The following is a 3,748-nucleotide window of genomic DNA, read 5'->3' as shown; positions in this document are numbered from 1 at the left end:
CATCGTAGTCCCGTCAATTTTGGTGTTAATGTCCTCTGTGGTTTGATTGCTTATTGTCATCAGCCCAAAAAGCCCTCCCTTCACTTAGAATGGGCTTTACCTCCATCTGCTTAACCCGAACTCAGGTTGAATTACTCTCTGCCACAAAAGCGAATTTCCGCTTCTGCTGTCACTTTCTTACACTACTTATTCATGTATTAGTGGTTTTCCTGATAGGTGCAAGATGTGAGATGAGGCTTCGGGGCAAGACACAATGCGATCGCGTGCCCTTCCCAAGCTTCTGGCGTGTCTATTCCGCCTGGTGGTTGCTGAAATTCTTCGGCAATCAGAGGTTCCCAACCAAGCGCCCGACTAGAAACAATTGGTGCAGCATGAAATGCTTGTGCCATAATAGTTTTCGCCTTTTATATTCGCAGCAAGATCCAAGTATTCCGAAGCTGTAAGTTCCCTGTTTGAGTTTATTTTAAATAAAAGATTGCAGTTTATTTTATTTAAGAGTTGTATTTCAGTTTTCCCGATTAGGCGATCGTCACTATGTTTCAAACACAACTAACGACTTGAGTTTTTATATCTACATTCAATTCTTTACTTAGTTCGTGAATGATGACTGTCAAGTTATCCATTGATGGATTACCTTTTGGTGAAAGCATTCGATGAAGACTTTTACTTGGTTTTGAGGTTTTTTGTGCAAGTTCTTCAAAACCAATTGTTGCATTAACAACATCTCTTAATATAATTCTTGCTGTTTCTGCTTCTCCATTAAGAAAGAGGTCGATAGCCTCATTTAGTAAAGCAGATACAAACTCAGGATCTCTTTCTACTCTTGCGCGTAGTGTCTCTTTAAAGTCTCTAGTTAACCCCATGATTATTTCTTTTTACCTCCCTTGCGACTGACTCCCTTACCTTTTTCTACTTTCTTTCGTTGCTTGTATTCCTCATAAAGTTGTTTAGCACACTTGATATCCGCTTGCTGAGTTTTCTTAGTTCCACCTCCAAATAGAATTATTAATTGTTTTCCTTCTTGAACAAGGTATATCCGGTATCCTGGTCCCCAATCTATTTTGTATTCTCCTATTCCATCAAACCATCTAATATTTGATGTATTACCTCCTTCTAAACGAGCTTTAGCTGTTGTTACCTTAGCCGCTGCAACTGCATCTAATTCATCAAACCATTTTTGGTAAGGACTAGAGCCATCTTTTCTAATGTATTCTTGTACATTCATACTATGCTTAATGGTAACTTTAATGTTACCATGTGTCAATCCCGCTTAGGGAATTGCTTCACTATTTCTACATAAGCTAAGAAGTCTATAGGTTTTGCATTGTAGACTTTACAGATAGTATCCATAACTTTTTTACTAGGATATACTCTGCAATCATTCCATAATCTAAATGCAGTTGATTAAAGCAATCCAGTTTGTTTCTAAAACTAGTAGCTACTGGTTACATCACATACTAACTTTGAGTTGTGCCGCTACTTTTATTTAATTGTAGTGGTTCAGTATCACAACCAAGAGCCAATTCAAATTCACTGCGCTCTAAATGTTTGCGAATTAAACTAGAGTCTTCTAAATCTCCTAATCGAATCGCCACATCAATGCCTTCAACAACTAAATCAACGAGGCGATCGCTTAATCTTAAATCAATTTGAATTTCTGGGTACTGCGCTAAAAACTCTGGAATTGATTGCACCAAAAGCCACTGCCCAAAGTCAAGCGATGTAGAGATTGTGATACCGCGTGGCTTTCCACCAGAAATAACTAAATCATTTGCTTCATTGAGTTCTCGCAGTAAGCGCGATACACGATCGTAGTAAGCAGTTCCTTCTACGGTTAAATTGAGCGATCGCGTTGTTCTTTGCAACAGCCGTACTCCTAAGCGATCTTCTAATTTTGCAACTCGTTTACTAATTGCCGAGGGAGTTGTGTTGAGCGATCGCGCGGCTGCACTGAAACTATGACACTCGACACTTTCCACGAATGCGCTTAATTCTGGTAGTTGGTTAAAAACACTCAGCATTTGTTCTTTTTCAGCACAGATGTTTTGCCAATATCAAGTCTTCTGTTCTATTACAGCAAAGATTAACTTAAAAGAATAAATTAATAGAGGGCAAACAATGAGTCAAAAGGTTGCGATCGTAACAGCTGCAAGTCGCGGTATTGGGGCAGGATGTGCGCGTGAGTTGGCAGCACAGGGATATGCGGTTTCACTGTTGGCGCGATCGCCAAGTATTCATGATTTGGCGCAGGAACTTGGCGGAATTGCCATGCAAGGATCGATGTCCAACGCACAGGATTTAGAACAATTGGTACAAACTACGTTAAATACATTTGGGCGCGTTGATGCTGTCGTTAATAGCTTTGGCGATCCGCCTCGATTAGATTTATTAGAAATTTCCGACGAGATGTGGTTAGAGAACTTTGAGATGCTGTTTCTCAGCGTGGTGCGATTAGCACGACTTGTTACAGAAGCGATGCGTCAACAAGGAGGCGGGGCGATTGTCAATATTTCTGCGTGTGATTCTCAAGAACCCGATTTAGGAACTCCGTTTAGTGGTACGCTCCGAGCAGCAATGGAAGGATTCACAAAACTATATGCTCAGCGGTATCGTAGCGATCGCATTCGCATGAACTCAGTAGCTCCATTTTTTGTAGCAGATAACCTAGAAGAACTCGCAGGCTGGAATGTCCCTCACGATCTGATGTGGAGTCGTCCGACTACTTATGCTGAACTGGCAAAAATAGTCGCTTTTCTCATTTCAGACGATGCCAAATTTATCACTGGAACAACACTGAAAGTTGATGAAGCGCGATCTGCGGCGATTTAATGAAAATAAATTACCCGCAAGATTTTGACAAAACAGCAAAAAATAGAAAGATTTCACACTGCTTGTTTTTCTAAAGTAACGGTGTAGCAAGTCTTCTAGAGAATTTCACAATGACTGTCATGCAGATGCAAAAGCATATTCATACTGAAGTGCGAGAGTTCCTGAAGTTAGCAATTCCCCTTGCTAGTGCCCAAGTTGCCCAATCTGCGACAGGCTTTGCTGATACCGTCATGATGGGCAGAATGGGAGCCGAAGTTTTGGCAGCAGGAGGACTGGCAGCAATTATCTTTCTCTCGATTATGACGACTGCGAGTGGTGTTGTCATGGGCGTAAGTCCACTGATTGCAGAAGCCTTTGGTGCAGGGCAAAAATCCCGCATCGAGCAAGTAGCGCGTCAAGGGTTATGGTTAGCACTTTTAGTTGCACTACCGTTGATGATCTTCACCGCACATCTTGATACCTGGCTCAGCCACAGCAGACAGAATTCACAAACCGTGCAACTTGTCAATACCTATTTAGATATTATGCTGTGGGGTTTATTTCCCGCAGTAGGATTTGCGGCGCTACGTGCTACAGTTTCTGCGCTTTCGCAGGCGCGTCCCATAATGGTGATTGTGGTAACTGGAACAACATTTAACATTATTTGGAACTACATCTTAGGATTTGGGAAATTTGGTTTTCCGCAAATGGGGCTTGCAGGATTGGGAGTCGCGAGTGTTGTGACGCTATGGGGAATGTTTTTCGCCTTAGCCCTGTATATCTTTACGAATCAAAATTTGCAGAACTATCGTAACCTGAGTTCGGGTTAAGCAGATGGAGGTAAAGCCCATTCTAAGTGAAGGGAGGGCTTTTTGGGCTGATGACAATAAGCAATCAAACCACAGAGGACATTAACACCAAAATTGACGGGACTACGATG

The 3,748-nt window shown here is 41.8% G+C and carries 6 protein-coding genes and 2 pseudogenes; 3 read left to right on the top strand and 5 right to left on the bottom strand.

Features of this window, described 5'->3' with window-relative positions; genetic code table 11:
- Nucleotides 1–114, top strand: a pseudogene (locus IQ230_RS27200) (IS982 family transposase); the annotation flags it as partial.
- 83 nt (nt 115–197) lie between these two features.
- On the opposite strand, the gene IQ230_RS26000 reads toward IQ230_RS27200, so the two are convergent.
- The 4 genes from IQ230_RS26000 to IQ230_RS25985 form a co-directional block, all read right to left on the bottom strand.
- Nucleotides 198–389 (bottom strand): hypothetical protein, encoded by a 192-nt coding sequence (locus tag IQ230_RS26000; RefSeq protein ID WP_228055440.1) that lies wholly within the window; start codon nt 387–389, stop codon nt 198–200.
- A 150-nt stretch (nt 390–539) separates the two neighbouring features.
- Complete coding sequence (locus IQ230_RS25995; protein WP_193935067.1) at nt 540–863, bottom strand: helix-turn-helix domain-containing transcriptional regulator; 324 nt, start codon at nt 861–863, stop codon at nt 540–542.
- Nucleotides 864–865: 2 nt separating this feature from the next.
- On the bottom strand, nt 866–1,225 hold the full coding sequence (locus IQ230_RS25990; RefSeq protein WP_099703552.1) for a type II toxin-antitoxin system RelE/ParE family toxin: 360 nt from the start codon (nt 1,223–1,225) through the stop codon (nt 866–868).
- A gap of 232 nt (nt 1,226–1,457) precedes the next feature.
- Nucleotides 1,458–2,021 carry a LysR family transcriptional regulator gene (locus tag IQ230_RS25985; RefSeq protein ID WP_193935066.1) on the bottom strand — a complete coding sequence of 188 codons (564 nt, stop codon included), beginning with the start codon at nt 2,019–2,021 and terminating at the stop codon, nt 1,458–1,460.
- A gap of 97 nt (nt 2,022–2,118) precedes the next feature.
- On the opposite strand from IQ230_RS25985, the gene IQ230_RS25980 reads away from it, so the two are divergent.
- Nucleotides 2,119–2,829, top strand: a complete 711-nt coding sequence (locus IQ230_RS25980) for an SDR family oxidoreductase (RefSeq protein ID WP_193935065.1) — start codon at nt 2,119–2,121, stop codon at nt 2,827–2,829.
- Nucleotides 2,830–2,939: 110 nt separating this feature from the next.
- Nucleotides 2,940–3,638 carry an MATE family efflux transporter gene (locus IQ230_RS25975; protein ID WP_228055438.1) on the top strand — a complete coding sequence of 233 codons (699 nt, stop codon included), beginning with the start codon at nt 2,940–2,942 and terminating at the stop codon, nt 3,636–3,638.
- Here the strand turns inward: IQ230_RS25975 and IQ230_RS27820 are convergent.
- Nucleotides 3,635–3,748, bottom strand: a pseudogene (locus tag IQ230_RS27820) (IS982 family transposase); the annotation flags it as partial. The gene IQ230_RS25975 and the pseudogene IQ230_RS27820 overlap by 4 nt on opposite strands.

This window comes from Gloeocapsopsis crepidinum LEGE 06123 (assembly GCF_015207655.1).
Taxonomy (GTDB): domain Bacteria; phylum Cyanobacteriota; class Cyanobacteriia; order Cyanobacteriales; family Chroococcidiopsidaceae; genus Gloeocapsopsis; species Gloeocapsopsis crepidinum.
Note: the sequence above shows the minus strand (reverse complement) of the source record. Positions and strands in the feature narration are given on the sequence as shown.

Excerpts from the sequence above, each read along its gene's own strand:
- IQ230_RS26000 (WP_228055440.1), bottom strand. The coding sequence starts at position 389 with ATGGCACAAGCATTTCATGCTGCACCAATTGTTTCTAGTCGGGCGCTT.
- IQ230_RS25995 (WP_193935067.1), bottom strand. The coding sequence starts at position 863 with ATGGGGTTAACTAGAGACTTTAAAGAGACACTACGCGCAAGAGTAGAA.
- IQ230_RS25990 (WP_099703552.1), bottom strand. The coding sequence starts at position 1,225 with ATGAATGTACAAGAATACATTAGAAAAGATGGCTCTAGTCCTTACCAA.
- IQ230_RS25985 (WP_193935066.1), bottom strand. The coding sequence starts at position 2,021 with ATGCTGAGTGTTTTTAACCAACTACCAGAATTAAGCGCATTCGTGGAA.
- IQ230_RS25980 (WP_193935065.1), top strand. The coding sequence starts at position 2,119 with ATGAGTCAAAAGGTTGCGATCGTAACAGCTGCAAGTCGCGGTATTGGG.
- IQ230_RS25975 (WP_228055438.1), top strand. The coding sequence starts at position 2,940 with ATGACTGTCATGCAGATGCAAAAGCATATTCATACTGAAGTGCGAGAG.